Source organism: Sphingomonas degradans, from assembly GCF_053502645.1.
Map to the genome: position 1 here is coordinate 968,227 of NZ_CP177172.1, position 16,126 is coordinate 984,352.

A 16,126-nucleotide genomic window follows, 5' to 3' on the forward strand; every position below is an offset into this window, starting at 1 on the left:
TTTGGGCATGATCCGGTGATTGTCATCGGGGGACGCCACATGTGGGACAGCGCGCTCTATTACTTTTACGAAGCGGCGAATCTGGGGTCGATGCGGCTGGCGAGCGACAAGATCGGAGTCGCGGTCTCTTCGATCAGCCGGCAGATCGCTCAGCTCGAAAGCGAGATGGGAATCGCGCTGATCGAACGCGGCCGCCGCTCGATCCGGCTGACCGAGGCGGGGCAGCTGGCGTTCGAATATCACAAGAACCAGCTGGCCGACCGCGAGGCGCTGCTCAACCGCATCCAGGAACTGCGCGAGGTCAAGACCGGGCGCGTCGAGCTGGCGATCGGCGAGGGGTTTTTCGGCCCGCCCTTCACCGAGCTGATCGAGCAGTTCCAGGCGCGCAATCCGGGCGTGTCGATCACCGTCACCAGCTGTTCGAGCCTGGAGAGCATCCGCATGGTGCTTGAGGACGAAGCGCATATCGGGATGATCCTGCACACCACCAGCGAACCCAAGATCCGCACGCGCACGGCGGTGGCGCAGCCGCTGATGGTGCTGTGTGCGCCCGATCATCCGGCGGCGGCGAAGGACAGCCTTACGATCGCGGACCTGCAGGGGCACGACCTGTGCCTGCCGCCCCAGGGGTTCCGCATCCGCACCACGCTGAACGACGCGCAGAAGCGCAGCCAGGTGTGGCTGGAGCCCCGGCTGGTCACCAATTCGATCCAGATGATGCGCGAGATCGCCAAGGCCGGTCGCGCGCTGACGGTGCTGCCGCGCATCTCGGCGATCGCGGAGCTGGAAGAGGGGAGCCTGGTCGCCCGCCCGATCCGCGACGACGCGATCGAACACAGCACGGTCAGCCTGATCCACCGGCTGGGCCGCCAGCTCGAAGGCGCACCGGCGCGGCTGCTGGGGGTGCTGGAGGCCAAGCTGAAGAGCTGGAGCTAGGCCGGCACCTCCCGTGCTGTGGCGATGGCGCGCGGCCAGATCAGGCACACGGCGCCGGCCACCGCTGCGTTGATCGCCATCGCGATCAGCCCGGGCTCGAACCCCGGAAGCAGCGTGCTCCATAGCGCCTGCGCGGCGGGGAGCAGCAGCGCCAGATAGCCCGCGACGATGCCTGCCATCACGCCCACCGCGTGCGCGCGCTTCCAGGTGAAGGCGAAGTACACGCCGGGCGCCAGCATCCCGATCGCCGCATAGGCGGACAGCCCGATCTCGACCAGCGACTTGGACCCGCCCAGCGTCAGCCAGACGGCAATCGCGGCGAAGGCGATCATCGACAGCCGCGACGCGAGCAGCGCCGCGCGGTCCGACAGGCCGGGGCGCATCGGCAGCAGCACGTTCCGGCTGAAGATCGATCCGGCGGTCAGCAGCAGCACCGATCCGGGCACCAGCGCGAGCAGGCACGCCGTCCCTGCGAATATCCCCACTGCCCAGGCGGGATAGCGATCGGCGACGAACTGGAGCAGCACTGCGTTGGTGTCGCCCCCGGCGGGCTGGGTGCCCGCGAGCAGCGCGGCGAAGCCCAGCATCAAGATGAAGAAATAGGACAGCGAATAGAGCGGCTGCCAGATCGCGTTGCGCCGGATCGTCGCTTCGCTGCCGGCGGAGAAGCATAGCTGGAACAGATGCGGCAATATCCAGTTGCCGAGCGCGACGTTGAGCGCCGATGTCATCAGCCACACCGTGCCCAGTCCCGCCTCAGGCTTAAGCCCCGGCAGCTTGCCGATGCCGGGAAAGCTGTCCTGCGCCAGCGCGTAAACGTCGAGCATCGATGCCGCGCCGACCTTTGACGCGACGGTGACGCACAGCGTGACGACGATCGCCACCATCAGCACGTCCTTGACCCCCGCCGCAAAGGCCGCCGAACGCAGCCCCGCGAAATAGACGAAGCCCAGCATCACCACCGCCGCGATGATCGCCGCCATGCTGGCCGATACTTCGGTGCCCAGCGTCATGCGGACGATCAGGCTCAGCGCCACGATCTGAATCTGCACATAGACGATCAGCGCCGCGATCCCCGCCAGCCCGACGACGACGCCCAGCCAGGTCGCCCGGTAATGCGCCGCGAAGAAGTCCGCCTGGGTCACCAGCCCGTGCCGGCGGCCCGCATTCCAGATCAGCGGCATCAGCCAATAACCGATGGCGGCGGAGAGCGACACCGAAGTGAGCGCCAGATAGGCCGGGGCGCCATAGGCCCAGGCAAAGCCCGAAATCCCCAGCACCGCGAAGGTGGTGTAGATCTCGCCGGCGTTGAGGAACCAGAATACCAGCACGCCGAACTTGCGCCCGCCGACTGCCCATTCGGCCAGCGTCCGTGCCTTTGCCTGCCGCCGGGCGGACAGGATCGCGCCGACCATGGTTGCGGCGACGACCGCGAGGGTGAGGACCAGGATCACTGCCCGCCCTCCGCATTGGTGCCGCGCGTGGCGTCGTCAGGAAATTCGGGGTGGCGCCGGTCGATCGCGTAAATGATCGCGATCACGATCGACGTGACGACGATCCCCGCCATCTGCCAGACCATCGGGAACGGCAGAGAGAGGGGGCGCCACGCAATGTCGTTCACCAACGGCACCATCGCGACCTGCCAAACGAACGGAAGCAGCAGCAGCCAGCGATGCGGGCGGCTGCGGGGGCGGGGTTCGATACCAGTCGTCACAGCATATCCTTGGTAGAGGTGGGGCGCGGCACGATCACGCGCGGCCGCCGCCGGAAGCGATCCAGGCGCGGATCTTGGCGTCCAGCACGTCCATCGGCAGCGCGCCGGTGTTCAGCACCTGATGATGATAGTCGCGGACATCGAACGCCGCGCCCAGCGCGGTTGCGGCGTCGGTGCGCAACTGGCGGAACTTCAGTTCTCCGATCTTGTAGGCACAGGCCTGGCCCGGATAGGCGATGTAGCGATCGATCTCGACCGCGACGTCGCGCGGCGCCATCGAGGTGTTGTCGAGCATATAGTCGATCGCTGCCTGCCGGCTCCAGCGCCTGGCATGCAGCCCGGTATCGACCACCAGCCGCACCGCGCGCAGCATTTCCATGTCGAGATGCCCGAACCACTGCATCGGATCGCCGAACATGCCCAGCTCCGGCCCCAGCGACTCCGCATAGAGCCCCCAGCCCTCGGTATAGGCCGTCGCCTGCCCATGGCGCAGCAGCGGCGGCAGCGCGGCGTTCTCGATCGCGAGCGTCAGCTGGAAATGGTGGCCGGGGATGCCTTCGTGCAGCGTCAGCGTCTCCAGCGTCGGAATGGGGCGGGTGCCCAGCATCGACATGTTGAAATAGAGGATGCCCGGCGACACGCCGTCGGGCGGGCCGGGGCGGTAATAGCCGGTGCCGCGCTGGTCACCGAGCGCGGGCAGGGCGCGGACCTCGAAGGGCGCTTTGGGGCGTTCGTGGAACAGCCGGGGGATGCCGGGCCAGATCTTCGCCTCGATCGCCTTGAACCGCGCGAGCAGTTCCTCCGGGGTCTTGCAATAATAGCGCGGGTCGGTGCGGACATGCTCGAAAAACGCCTTGAGGTCGCCCGCAAAGCCGACCTTCTGGCGGACCGTTTCCATCTCGCCGCGGATGCGGGCGACTTCGGACAGGCCAAGGGTATGGATGTCGTCGGCGCTGCGGCGCGTCGTCGTGTGCCGCGCCAGATCCCAGGCATAGAGCGCGGCGCCGTCCTTCATCGCCCATAGCCCCGGCGCTTCGAGTGCCTTTGGCAGATAGGTACCGCGCAGATAGTCGGCCCATGCGCGATAGGCCGGGAACACCTTGCCCGAAACCGCCGCGCGGAACGCCGTGATGATCCGCGCCTGTTCGGCGGCGGGCAGCGCGGCGGGCATCCGCTTGATCCCGGTCCAGAACGGGCTGTCCTCGATCGGCAGCGCGAGCACCGCGTCGACTTGTGCCAGCACGTTGGCGACGACGATCCGGGGCTGGACATAGCCCTCGGCCAGCCCGCGCTTCAGCCACGCGACGGTGCTGTGCATATAGCCGACAAAGCCATCGATCCGCGCGAGCGCATCGTCGTAATCGGCAGGGGTTTCGTATCCGCTGGCACTGCCCGCCAGGAAATCGGGGAACTCGACGTGCAACCCGAACGACGGGTTTAGCGGGGCGCGGCGCTGGACCTCGAACAGCCCGGTGTCGAACAATTCCAGGGTCTGGCGCGTCCGATAATCGAACACATCGTACGCGATGCGATCGACCGGATTGAGCGCCGTGCGGTCGATCGCGGCCAGTTCGGCGCGATCGCGCTGCTTGTCGGCATGCAGGCTTTGGCCATAGCCGTCGCTGAGCGGATCGACGAACAGTGGGCCTTGGCCGATGCCCGTGGCGTTGCGCGCCGCCCGCAGCGGATCGCGCGCGGCATCGGCGGCCTCGCTGCGATCGAGCAGATCGCGCAGCGCCTGAGAAGGGTCGGCGGGGCGCGCGCGTGCCGGGTGCGTCATCGCCGTGGCGGTCAGCATCCCCAGCACCAGGCGGCGCGAAAAACCGAATCGATCGAACTGCGGCAAACGCGCCTCCCCGGTAGGTGTGTGGCCGCAATCGTGTCGCGATGCGGCGGGAATGCAACCGTCGCCTGGGGCGATCGGGGCGGCGAGAGCATACCCCTCAAATCGCGGAAATCGGCCATTTTCTGCGGTTCTCGTTGCTTTGAATGAAAGCTAATACGGTTTACGTTGCGTTTTCGGCAATGAAGTTGCGCTACTTTGCACATTGTTTTCCGCGTGGCTTCCCGCAGTCTGGCGTCACGGGTTCAGGGAAGGGCATGACATGAAAATACGAGGCTTGGGCGCCATGCTGTCGGCCGTCGCGGCACTGGTCGCGACGAATGCGGCTAGGGCGCAGACCACACCGCCGGTAACCGCGCTGGTCGGTGCGACGGTGGTGGCGATCGATGGGGGCACGCCGATCCGCGACGCGGTGGTGCTGGTGCAGGGCGAGCGCATCGTGCAGGTCGGGCCGGCGGCGTCGGTTGCGGTCCCCGCCGGGGCCAGGGTGGTCCCGATGCAGGGTAAATGGCTGATCCCCGGCCTGATGAACATGCACGTGCATTTCGGGCTCAAGCTGCCCGGCGCCGCCGGCGCGGAGCTGATCAACGAAACCGATGGCGAAGAAGCGCTGCGCATGGCCGACAATGCCCGCCGCAGCCTGCTCGCCGGGGTGACGACCGTGCGGCTGACCGCCGAGGACCATGGCATCGATTTCATGCTGAAGCGGGCGATCGCGCGCGGCCAGGCGATCGGCCCGCGCATCGAATCCGCCGGCGAGCTGATCGTCCCGACCGGCGGCCACGGATCGCTGGAAGCCGACGGTCCCGCCGAGTTCAGCAAGGTTGCGCGCGAGCAGATCAAGCGCGGCGCGAGCTGGATCAAGATTGCGATTTCGGGCGGGATTTCGGATTCGCACGGCAGCATCTCCGCCGCGCCGATGACCGATGCCGAACTGTCCACCATCATCGAAGTCGCGCACCGCAACGGCGTGAAAGTGACGGCGCACAATGGCTCGTCCGAAGCGGCGCTCCAGGCGCTGAAATTCGGGATCAACTGTTTCGAGCATGGCTATCACCTCAACGACGAGGTGCTGACCAAGATGAAGGCACAGGGCGTGTGGCTGGTCCCGACGATCGTCGTCAGCCAGCCCGGCGCCTATGAATTCTATCGCAAGATCGGATCGCCCGACTGGTATCTGGAGCGCGTGGCATCGACCGGCAAGGACCATTGGGCGATGCTGCAAAAGGCGATCCGCATGGGCGTGAACGTCGCGCTGGGGACCGATCAGTTCCCGTTCGAGCCCAATGGCGGCACCACTGCGACGGTGGCCGAAGCCGAACTCTATGTGAAGGCGGGCATGACGCCGCTCCAGGCGCTGCAGGCCGCGACGATCCAGCCGGCAAAGATGCTCGGCCTGGACAAGGACGTGGGCCGGATCGTGCCGGGGCAATATGCCGACATCGTCGCGGTCGATGCCGACCCGACGCAGGACATTGCCGCGCTGCGGACGCTTGGTTTCGTGATGAAGGGCGGGGCGATCTATCGCAACGACGCGCATCCCGAAACGATTGCGCGCTGATGGTGGGGGGAATGGAAAGCCGTATGCGCGCGATGCTGTTCGCCGCGGTCTCCACCGTCGCCGCCTTGGTCGCGGTCCCGGCATCGGCGCAGGTCGTGGCGCTGGTCGGCGGCAATGTCGCCGACCTGGAGGGCAAGGCGCCGGTGCTGGACGCCGTGGTGCTGGTGGAGGGCGAACGGATCAAGGCGATCGGCCCCCGCGCCAGCACGCCGGTGCCCGAGGGGGCCACGGTGGTGCCGATGCAGGGCAAATGGCTGATCCCCGGGCTGATGAACATGCACGTCCATCTGGCGCTCAACCTGCCGGGCGCGGCGCGCATCTATGGCGAGACGCCGGATTCGATGGCGCTGCGCACGCTGGACAATGCGCAGAAATCACTGCTGTCGGGCGTGACCACGATCCGGCTCACGGGCTCGGACGCGGGGGTGGACTTCACCGTCAAGCGCGCGATCGATTCGGGCATGTTCGATGGCCCGCGCATCCATACCGCCGGCTCCTCGATCGTCGCGACCGGCGGGCACGGCAAGACCGAAGTCAACGGCGCGGCAGAGTTCGCAAAGGCGGTGCGGACCCAGATCAAGGCGGGCGCCACCTGGATCAAGCTCGGCATATCGGGCGGGATTTCGGACACGCATGGCGATATCGGCGCCTCGCCTTTCACCGACGACGAACTCAAGACCGCGATCGAAGTCGCGCACCGAAACGGAGTCAAGGTGACCGGGCATAGCGGCTCGCCCGTGGCCACCGATGTCGCGATCGATGCGGGCATCGACTGTATCGAGCATGGCTATTTCCTGACGCCCGAGGTGCTGCGCAAGATGAAGGCGAAAGGCGTGTGGTATGTCCCCACGATCGTCGTCAGCCAGAGCGGGGCGCGCGCCTTTTACAAGAAGATCGGATCGCCCGACTGGTATCTGGCCCGCGTCGATTCGGTGGGCAAGGCGCATATCGGCGTGCTGCGCACCGCGATCTCCACCGGTGTGAACATCGCGCTGGGCACCGATCAATATCCGTGGGAGCCCAATGAAGGCACCACCGCGACGGTGCGCGAGGCGGAAATCTATGTCGATGCGGGGATGACGCCGGCGCAGGCAGTGCGTGCGGCGACGATCGAGCCCGCCCGGATGCTGGGCGTGGACAAGGAAGTGGGGGTACTGAAGCCCGGCTATTACGCCGACATCGTCGCGGTCGACGCCGATCCCACGCGCGAGATCCGCGCGCTGCGGACGATCGGCTTCGTGATGAAGGGCGGGCGGATCGTCCGCAACGATGCAGCGCGGGCCGGTGGCTCGAATTAAAACGCGAATCGTGTGATTACTGTTATATTTTGATTGCCATCCACGATGGTCCGGGCGACAAAATGCGCTGCCCGGACCATCATGGAGAGACCAATCATGCCCGCCCTGCGCCGTCGCCTGTGTACTTCCCTGGCGCTCGCCTTTGCGCTTGCCGCTACCGCCCAGCCGGCGACCGCACAGGAGGCCAAAAGGCGCTGGGACGAATTGTGCCAGATCCGCAAGGACAAGCTCGACCTGATCCTGCCCGAAGCGATGCGCGAGAACGGCATCGACATGTGGCTGCTCGCCATGCGCGAGGGGCATGACGACCCCAATCTGGCGATGCTCGGCGGCGGATACACCGCAGAGATCGGCTATCTGGTGTTCACCGACCGGGGCGGGGGGCGGATCGAGCGCGCCGTGATGGGGATTGGCGGCGCGGGTTTCGACCAGTGCCCGCTCTATGACAAGAAGGTCTCGCCCGCCGAACTGCGCGCCTTCGTGGCGGAGCGGAACCCGAAGCGAATCGGCATCGACGTGGCGACCGAAATCGGCACCGCCGATGGCCTGAGCCAGTCGCTGCACGAGAAGCTGCGGGAAACGCTGGGCCCCGATCTCTCTGCCCGGCTGGTCTCTGCCGAGAAACTGGTGTCCGACTTCCGCGCGCGCAACACTGCGACCGGCATCGCCGCGTTCGCCAAGGCGGGCGAATATTCGCGCACGATCGTCGAGCGCGCCTTGTCGAGTGAAGTGATCCGGCCCGGCCATACCACCACCGGCGATGTCGCCTGGTGGATGATGGAACAGCTGCACAAGGAAGGTCTGGGGAGCAGCTTCGGCCTGCCGAGCATCTATATCCTCGGCCCCGGCCCGCGCGGGCCGGTGTCGGGCGATCATGTGATCCAGCCGGGCGACCTCATCACGGTCGACTGGGGCGTCAACTATCTGCTCGCCTATACCGACATGAAGCGCATGGCCTATGTGCTCAAGCCCGGCGAGAATGCCCCGCCGCCGGGGGTGCAGGCGGCGTTCGACAAGGCGCTGGGGATACGGCGGATGATCCTCGACGCGATCCGGCCGGGCGTGGCGGCGGGGCAGGCGCTGGCCGAGGTCAACGGCCGCGTCGCGGCGACCAGGGGCTATGTGCTGGGCCGCTATGACGATCCTAGCAAGGACCTGGCAGTGTCGGACGTGGTGATCGGCAGCCATTCGGTCGGCGATTTCGGGCATGGATCGGGGCCGTCCATGGCCGATTTCAATCCGCTGCGCGCAAGCTACACGCTGCGCCCCGGCAATCTGCTGTCGATCGAGCTGTTCCTCTACACCGTCGTGCCCGAATGGGGGCAGCGCAAGATCAAGATCCCGCTGGAAGACAATGGCGTGGTCACCGCGCGCGGGCTGGAATGGGTGTATCCGCCCAACAGCCGCATCCTGCTGGTCAAATAAGGAACGCGCCCGGCCCTACGTTGCGCTGAACGCAACGATCACAGTTTTGCAATGTCGTTGCCACAACACTGCAACTGACGGACACTCGCTGCACAAACATGGCGTGCAAGCCGTGTGTCGCGCAACAATGCTACAGGGAGCATATCGTGCAGAAGAAAGCCAAAATCGCAATTGTCCTCGCCGCGCTGGCTTTTTCCGCGCCCGCCGTTGCCGGGTCGGGGAAGCCCGTTCCCGCGCCGGTGGAGAAGCCGGCGACCGACATTCTCTCGCGGATGTTCATCTGGTGGAACCAGGCGTTCAAGACGCCCGGCGCCTATACGGCGGAGAATTTCTCGAAATTCTTCACCCCCGACGCGACGCTGGTGCTGGAAGGCCGCACCGTGATCCGTGGCGTCGATCAATGGGCGACGCACTTCCAGAAGATCCAGGCCGGCGGCGGCGATGTCGAGATCGTCGTGCCGTTCAAGGAAGTGATGGAGAAGGACGGCCTGATCTACAACTACCACGTCATCCGCTCGCGCCGCAGCGGCAAGGTCGCCTGCTCGCTGGCCGCCGGACACGCCGTGGTGAAGGACGGCAAGATCGCGTCGATCGTGCTCGTCCGCAGCGACCTGGACCCCGCAAAGGGGCCGCTGGACCCGCAGTGCTGGACCGCCTGACCGCCTGAAGGCGGCTTTTTCGGAGAGGGTTGGGATTTTCAGAGCCGGGGAGGTGCTTCCCGGCTGACAAGGGGGATTTGACATGCGCTGTACGACGATTGGTAAGCGTTCCGCGGCTCGTTTCGCGGCGGGGGTTGCCGCGATTGCGATGCTCGGCGGCATCACGGCCGCGCCGGCATGGGCACAGGACAGTGCGGCCACCATTGGCCAGGAAGACATCGTGGTCACCGCGCAGCGGCGCGAACAGAGCCTGCAGGACGTGCCGATTGCGATCACGGCCGTGACCGCAGCGACGCTGGAATCGCAGAACGTCCAGAGCGTGGAAGACTATTTCGCGCTGACGCCCAATGTCAGCTTCCAGTCGAACGGCTCGCGCGACCGCAAGGATCTGGCGATCCGGGGTATTTCCAACCAGCTCAATCCCTATGCCGATGTGCGCCAGTCGACCTATGCGTTCTACATCGACGAGTTCAACGTCGCGGCGGGCACCAGCAACCCGCAGATCGTCGACCTCGAGCGGATCGAAGTGCTGCGCGGGCCGCAGGGCACCTATTTCGGACGCAACGCCGTGGGCGGCGCGATCAACGTCATCACCAAGAAGCCCGTCAACGAATTCGAGGGCTTTGCGACCGCCGATTACAGCAGCTTCAACACCTATCGCGGCGAAGGCGCGCTGAACGTGCCCGTGATCGACGGTGTGCTGGCGGTGCGTGCGTCGGGCAAGTACGAGCATTCCGACGGTTTCATCAAGAACATCAACCCGATCGGCGGCGGCAACGACAGCGAATATTACAGCTACCGCGCACAGGCCCGGCTGACCCCGACCAACAACTTCACGCTCGACCTGACCTATAACAAGTCGCACGAGACCGTTGGCATGCGCAACGGCGTGCCGACGGGGTTCGTCACCGCCACCTGGGCGTCGGTCTATTACGGCAAGACGGCAGGCAATATCGGCGCCCCGGACGGCGTGGGCTTCTTTCCCGACAATTCGGACCGCGTGAACTTCAATCGCCCGCAGCGCGTGGGCGGCGAGTTTGAGTATGTGAGCGGGCGCGCGGTGTGGGAAGTCGGCACCGTCGCGATCACCGGCGTGGTGGGCACGCTGCGGTCCGAAGTGTTCAACTATGGCGACGTCGATGGCGGCAGCCGCGACTATTTCTACGAAGACCTCTCGCTGGTCCGCAAATCGACCAGCGGCGAGTTTCGCGTGCAATCGACCGGTAACGACAATTTCCTCGACTGGAGCGTCGGCGCTTCCGTCGGTCGCGACACGGGTGTGATGGCGCAGTCCACCTTCCATGGCGCCGACAGCCCGCTGTGCCCGGCAAGCTATGCGGGCAAGTGCAGCGGCCTGGCCGTCACGGGCCTCGATAGCGACAGCTCGAGCGATTATTGGGCGGTGTTCGGGCAGGGTACGCTCAACCTGACCAGCAAGCTCGCGGCGACGGTCGGCGTGCGCTATTCGCGCGAAACCGTGATGAACGATTCAGTCACGCGATCGAACAACATCGTCACCGGGATCAACGATCGTACCGCGAAGTTCGACGATTTCTCGCCGAAGTTCACGCTGAGCTACAAGGTCAGCCCCGACTGGATGGTCTTTGCCAACGCCTCGCGCGGGTTCAAGTCCGGCGGCACGCAGACCAGCAACAACGTCAACCTTTCCAATGACTTCAAGCCCGAAACGCTGTGGGATTACGAACTCGGTACCAAGTTCGACCTGTTCGGCGGGAAGCTGCGCGTCGACGTCACCAGCTTCTACATGGACTGGAAAAACGTCCAGCAGACGATCCGCTTCCAGTATATCGATGCCGTCACGGGGCTGCTGCGCAGCGTAAGCGGCATCGCCAATGCGGCGGCGGCGAAGAGCTATGGTGCCGAGGCGAGCTTCGACGCGCGCATCACGCCCGAGTTCACGCTGAGTGGGCAGGTCGGCTGGAATAAGACCAAGTTCGGCGACTATCCCAACGCGCTGATCGACGGTGCGGTCATCAACGTGACCGGCAAGCAACTGGTCAACGCGCCCGAATGGACGCTGGGCGCGCAGGCGCAGTACAAGCGCACGATCGTCGGCGATGTGGACGGGTTCGTCCGCGCGGAATGGAACTTCCGCGACAAGATGATCTCGAACCCCTATTATTATCGCTACAACGTCTACCCGTTCCTTTCGCCCAGCTATCACAATGTGAACCTGCGCGTGGGCGTGGAGACGGATACGATCCGGGCGACGATCTATGTCGAGAACCTGTTCGATGCGAAGTACTTCGCCAATGCCTATGAAAAGGCGTTTTATTCGGGCGTTCAGGTGGAGCCGTCCTATCGCACGGTCGGCGCCAGCCTGGGTGTGAAGTTCTGATGCCTGTCGGGGCGGCGTGACTGCCGCCCCGCTATTTTTATTGTCGAGAGGATTGCCGCATGGATCGTCGCCGCTTTTTGGAGGGGACGGCCGCCGGCGTCCTGGTCGGGCTGGGCAGCGGTGCGCTGCCGGCATGGGCGCAAGGCGCGGGCAGTGGCGACGCGGCGCTCCAGGCGCTGTTGCAACGGCACAGCGAAGCCTATCTCCATCGCTCGCCCGAAGAGGCCACGTCCAACAACTATGATAGCGGCGCCAACGCGGCGCTGCGCAGCCGGCTGGACGACCGTTCGCTCGGCACCCGCGCGGGCGATCGCGCCGCGATCCGCACGGCGCTGGCAGAGCTGGACGCGATTCCGGTGGCCAGCCTGTCGCAGCGCGCGGGGCTGGACCATGCAGTGGCGCGCTATGTCTATCACACGCTGGACGACCTGCTGGGCCGTTATGGCTATGTCGACGGCAATCTGCGGCCGAGCCCCTATGTCGTCAGCCAGATGAACGGCGCCTATTACTGGCTGCCCGATTTCATCGGCAGCCGGCATCCGATCGGCGACGTGGCTGATGTCGAGGCGTGGCTGGCGCGGCTGAACGCGCTGGCGGTTGCGCTCGACCAGGAGACCGATCGGATCGCCCACGACGCCGCGCTGGGCGTGGTGCCGCCCGACTTCGTGATCGTGCGCACCATCGCGCAGATCAAGGGACTGCGCGACGGCGATCCGTTGCAGTCGGCGCTGATCGCCCCGGCGCTGAAGCGCATTGCCGAGAAGCAGCTGGCCGATCCCACCCCGCGCGCGCTGGCGATCTTTCGCGATCGCATCCAGCCTGCGCTCAGCCGCCAGGTCGCGGCGCTCGAGGCGCTGGCGCCGCGTGCCGACAGCCGGGCGGGCGTGTGGAAGCTGCCCGATGGCGATGCCTATTATGCGGCGGCGCTGCGATCGAACACCACCGTCGATACGCCCGCCGGCGAGCTTCACCGCATCGGGCTGGAGCAATGCCGCGCGCTGACCGCGCAGATCGACGCGCTGTTGCGCGCGCAGGGGCTGACGCGCGGCAGCGTCATCGAACGGGTGGCGGCGCTCAATCGGGACCAGCGGTTCCGCGTCTCGCCCGACGATGCGGGCCGGGCGCAGTTGCTGGCGCAGGCCGAGGCGCATCTGAAGAAGATCTCCGCGTTGCTGCCCCGCGCTTTCGGCATCACCACCGTCGATCCGCTGATTGTTCGCCGCATTCCGCCTGCGATCGAGGCGGGGGCGCCCGGCGCCTTTTACGCCGAGGGCGCACCGGGCCAGCCGGGCATCTATTCGCTCAACCTCAAGACGCCGGGCGAGCATGTGACGTGGCGCCTGCCGACGCTGACGCACCATGAGGGGATTCCCGGCCATCATTTCCAGTACAGCGTGCTGGGCCATGCGCCCGCGCTGCCGCTGTTCCGCCGGATCGTGCGCTTCTCCGCCTATACCGAGGGATGGGCGCTGTATGCGCAGCAGGTGGCCGACGAACTGGGCGTCTATGCCGGGGACCCGTTCGGGCGGATCGGCTATCTCCAGTCCGAACTGTTCCGCGCGGCGCGGATCGTGGTCGATACCGGGCTGCACCACCATCGCTGGACCAAGGAACAGGCGGTGGCATGGATGGTGGAGAATGCGGGCGAGCAGCAGGAGGCGACCGACCGCGAAGTGACGCGCTATGCCGTCTATCCGGGGCAGGCGTGCAGCTTCAAGGTGGGCGCAAACGCACTCGTGGCCGCCCGCGAGCGCGCGCGCAAAACCATGGGTGACGCATTCGACGTGCGCGGCTACCACGATCTCGTGCTGACGGCGGGGCCGATGCCGATGGCGGTGCTGGACGCCGCGGTCGATGCCTGGGCCGGTCAGGAAAAAACAAGGAGAGGGTGATGCGCGAGGCTGCGATCGTTTCCACTGCCCGGACGGGGATCGGCAAGGCCGGGCGCGGATGGTTCAACGCGACTGAGGCGCCGGCGCTGGCGGGGCATGTGATGAACGCCGCCATCGCGCGCGCGGGCATCGATCCCGCGCGCATCGACGATGTCTTCTATGGCGCCGGAAACCAATATGGGACGCAGGGCGCGAATATCGCGCGGATGAGCGTCTTTGCGGCGGGTCTGCCCGTGACGCTCCCGGCGTTCAGCCTGGATCGCAAGTGCGGTTCGGGGCTCACGGCCATCGCGCTGGCGGCGCGCAGCATTATCGCTGGCGACATCGACGTCGCGCTGGCGGGCGGGGTGGAATCGATTTCGATGACCAGCCGACAGGCGCCGGCGCCGTACCAGAACGCCTCGGTCCTCGCCCAGCAACCGCTGGCGTACATGACGATGATCGAGACCGCCGAAGTCGTCGCCGAACGCTATGGCGTCTCCCGCGCGGCGCAGGATGCGTTTGCCGCGATGAGCCAGCAGCGTGCCGTCGCAGGGCTTGCCAGCGGTGCGTTCGCCGAGGAGATCGTGCCGATCACGGTCGAGAAGGCGCTGTTCGACAAGGAAGGTAACCGCACCGGCAGCGAGACCGTCACCGTCACCCAGGACGAGGGCATTCGCGCAGAGACCACTGCCGAGGTACTGGCGAACCTGCGCACCGTGTTCGCCAACGGGCTGGTGATCGAAGAGGGGCACAACATCACGGCGGGCAATGCCAGCCAGTTGTCGGACGGCGCGTCGGCGCAGATTCTGATGGACCGCGCCACGGCCGAGGCCGAGGGCAGAGAGATACTGGGCGTCTATCGCGGCTTTCAGGTCGCCGGCTGCGCGCCCGATGAAATGGGTATCGGCCCGGTATTCGCGATCCCCAAGCTGCTCGCCCGCGCCGGGCTGAGCGTCGCGGACATCGGGCTGTGGGAAATCAACGAGGCGTTCGCGAGCCAGTGCCTCTATTGCCGCGACACGCTGGGCATCGATCCCGATCGGCTCAACGTCAATGGCGGCGGCATTGCCATCGGCCATCCGTTCGGCATGACGGGGAGCCGTCTGGTCGGCCACGCACTGATCGAGGGGCGCAAGCGCGGCGTGCGATACGTCGTGGTGTCGATGTGCATCGCGGGCGGGATGGGCGCGGCGGGATTGTTCGAAATCGTGTGATGCGCGGGTGGAGCCTTGGCCGGATCGGTCCGGCGTAGCATCCCCCGATGGGGGCAGGGCAATCGCATGTGAGATATACGTCGTCATCCTGACGAAAGTCAGGATCCATTCGGTGCTCCGCCTGCGCTTCTTGCACGTAGCGCAGTGGCAATGGATTCCCCGGACTCACGGAACAAGTGCACCACCTGCTAAGGTGATTGCGCGATGGGACGACATTACAGGCAGCTCAGCCTCGACGAGCGGATCGAGATATACCGCCTTCATGAAGGCGGTATATCTTGCCGACAGATCGCCACCGCGATCGGGCGTGATCACACGACGGTCGGTCGGGAACTCAGGCGCAATAGCAAGCCGACCAAGGTCTGGCCCGGCGGCTATGCGCCCGGGCGTGCCCATAGGCTCGCGATCAGACGACGACGATGGGACGGCCGTTTCAAGCTGGCGCGCCAGCCGGACCTGCGAGATATCGTGAAGAACGGCCTTGCGATGGGATGCTCTCCCGAACAGATCGCCGGCCGACTGGCGCTTGAGCACGGTCGCACCATGGTCAGCCACGAGTCAATCTATCGATACGTCTATCATCGCTCGGCCCAGAAGGACTACTGGCACCGCCTTCTGCCCCGCTGCAAGGCAAGGCGCGGCCGCTATGGCCGCCAGGGCGGAAGCCCGGCCAGCTTCATCAAACAGCGCAGGCCGATCGGCGAACGCCCCCTCGAAGCCCGGGATCGCGCACAGCCGGGCCATTGGGAAGCAGACTATATGCTGTTCGCCCGATATGGGCACAATGTCCTCGTCTTGCACGAGCGCCACACACGCTACACCATCCTCGACAAGCCTCCCCACCGCAGAGCCGAGCTGACCGCACGCCGGATCACCCGCAGACTGCGCCATATCCCCCAGGATCTGCGCAGGACCATCAGCTTCGACAACGGCACCGAGTTCGCCGAACATCACCGCCTTCACGACAGCCTCGGCATCCAGACCTTCTTCTGCGATGTCCGAGCCCCATGGCAAAAGGGCGGTGTCGAAAACACCATCGGCCGACTGCGCCGAAGCCTGCCTCGCAAAACCGACCTCGACACCGTCAGCCACAGACAACTCCGTGCCTGTGCCGACCGGCTCAACAACATCCCAAGAAAATGCCTTGGCTTCCTCACACCCGCCGAGGCATTCTCCAAAATCTCAACCGGTGCACTTCAACCGTGAGTCCACATCCCAGCCTTCGCTGGGATGACGGCATTTA

12 protein-coding genes are annotated in these 16,126 nt (G+C 65.8%); 9 read left to right on the forward strand and 3 right to left on the reverse strand.

Going from position 1 to position 16,126, the window contains the following annotated elements; genetic code table 11:
- Positions 1 to 15: 15 nt before the first annotated feature.
- Positions 16 to 936, forward strand: coding sequence for a LysR family transcriptional regulator (locus ACG3SL_RS04485; RefSeq protein ID WP_448663945.1), 921 nt, complete (start codon positions 16 to 18; stop codon positions 934 to 936).
- On the opposite strand, the gene ACG3SL_RS04490 is transcribed toward ACG3SL_RS04485, so the two are convergent.
- Genes ACG3SL_RS04490 through ACG3SL_RS04500 form a run of 3 tightly spaced genes read right to left on the reverse strand, consistent with a single transcriptional unit; the run spans position 933 to position 4,496 of the window.
- Positions 933 to 2,390, reverse strand: a complete 1,458-nt coding sequence (locus ACG3SL_RS04490; RefSeq protein ID WP_448663946.1) for a sodium:solute symporter family protein — start codon at positions 2,388 to 2,390, stop codon at positions 933 to 935. The genes ACG3SL_RS04485 and ACG3SL_RS04490 overlap by 4 nt on opposite strands.
- Complete coding sequence (locus ACG3SL_RS04495) at positions 2,387 to 2,650, reverse strand: DUF3311 domain-containing protein (protein ID WP_448663947.1); 264 nt, start codon at positions 2,648 to 2,650, stop codon at positions 2,387 to 2,389. The genes ACG3SL_RS04490 and ACG3SL_RS04495 overlap by 4 nt, the downstream gene beginning before the upstream one ends.
- Before the next feature lie 34 nt (positions 2,651 to 2,684).
- Positions 2,685 to 4,496: a DUF885 domain-containing protein gene (locus ACG3SL_RS04500; protein ID WP_448663948.1), complete on the reverse strand. Its 1,812-nt coding sequence runs from the start codon at positions 4,494 to 4,496 to the stop codon at positions 2,685 to 2,687.
- Positions 4,497 to 4,779: 283 nt separating this feature from the next.
- On the opposite strand from ACG3SL_RS04500, the gene ACG3SL_RS04505 reads away from it, so the two are divergent.
- From ACG3SL_RS04505 to ACG3SL_RS04540, 8 genes are all read left to right on the forward strand, one after another.
- Positions 4,780 to 6,054, forward strand: a complete 1,275-nt coding sequence (locus ACG3SL_RS04505) for an amidohydrolase family protein (RefSeq protein ID WP_448663949.1) — start codon at positions 4,780 to 4,782, stop codon at positions 6,052 to 6,054.
- A gap of 11 nt (positions 6,055 to 6,065) precedes the next feature.
- Positions 6,066 to 7,352, forward strand: a complete 1,287-nt coding sequence (locus tag ACG3SL_RS04510; protein WP_448663950.1) for an amidohydrolase family protein — start codon at positions 6,066 to 6,068, stop codon at positions 7,350 to 7,352.
- Positions 7,353 to 7,448: 96 nt separating this feature from the next.
- A complete protein-coding gene (locus ACG3SL_RS04515; RefSeq protein WP_448663951.1) occupies positions 7,449 to 8,777 on the forward strand; it encodes a M24 family metallopeptidase in 1,329 nt (442 codons plus the stop codon).
- Between the two features lie 146 nt (positions 8,778 to 8,923).
- Positions 8,924 to 9,436, forward strand: a complete 513-nt coding sequence (locus tag ACG3SL_RS04520) for a hypothetical protein (protein ID WP_448663952.1) — start codon at positions 8,924 to 8,926, stop codon at positions 9,434 to 9,436.
- Positions 9,437 to 9,518: 82 nt separating this feature from the next.
- Entirely contained in the window at positions 9,519 to 11,795 is a 2,277-nt protein-coding gene (locus ACG3SL_RS04525; RefSeq protein WP_448663953.1) for a TonB-dependent receptor, read from the forward strand.
- 59 nt (positions 11,796 to 11,854) lie between these two features.
- Positions 11,855 to 13,687: a DUF885 domain-containing protein gene (locus ACG3SL_RS04530; protein ID WP_448663954.1), complete on the forward strand. Its 1,833-nt coding sequence runs from the start codon at positions 11,855 to 11,857 to the stop codon at positions 13,685 to 13,687.
- The gene (locus ACG3SL_RS04535; protein WP_448663955.1) at positions 13,687 to 14,883 is read left to right on the forward strand and encodes an acetyl-CoA C-acyltransferase; all 1,197 of its coding nucleotides are present in this window, start codon (positions 13,687 to 13,689) and stop codon (positions 14,881 to 14,883) included. Before ACG3SL_RS04530 ends, ACG3SL_RS04535 begins: the two co-directional genes overlap by 1 nt.
- Positions 14,884 to 15,087: 204 nt before the next feature.
- A complete protein-coding gene (locus tag ACG3SL_RS04540) occupies positions 15,088 to 16,089 on the forward strand; it encodes an IS30 family transposase (RefSeq protein WP_448661419.1) in 1,002 nt (333 codons plus the stop codon).
- Positions 16,090 to 16,126 lie beyond the last annotated feature (37 nt).